The organism is Salifodinibacter halophilus (assembly GCA_012999515.1).
GTDB classification, from domain to species: domain Bacteria; phylum Pseudomonadota; class Gammaproteobacteria; order Nevskiales; family Salinisphaeraceae; genus Salifodinibacter; species Salifodinibacter halophilus.
On sequence record JABEEB010000533.1, the window covers coordinates 1 to 247 of the forward strand.

Here is a 247-nt window from a genome sequence, read left to right on the forward strand (position 1 = left end):
GCCGCGCCCGACGTCCACGCCGCGCCGGTCGCGACCTTGCCCAAGGATTTGCCGAAAGCGCCGTTCGCGGTGCGCGCGCTCAACAACCTCAGCTACGGCGCCACCGCGCAGAGCGTGGCCGAGTTCAACGCGCTCGGCAGCACCGGCGCGCAGCGCCTGGCCAACTGGATCGACTGGCAGTTGGATTGGTCGAACATCGACGACAGCGCGCTCGATGCGCGCATGGCCGCGGCCGGCTACACCACGC

1 protein-coding gene is annotated in these 247 nt (G+C 70.9%); it reads left to right on the forward strand.

From position 1 onward, the window contains the following. Positions 1–247, forward strand: a 247-nt coding sequence (locus HKX41_12730; protein ID NNC25000.1) for a hypothetical protein, incomplete at both ends; no start/stop codon positions are given.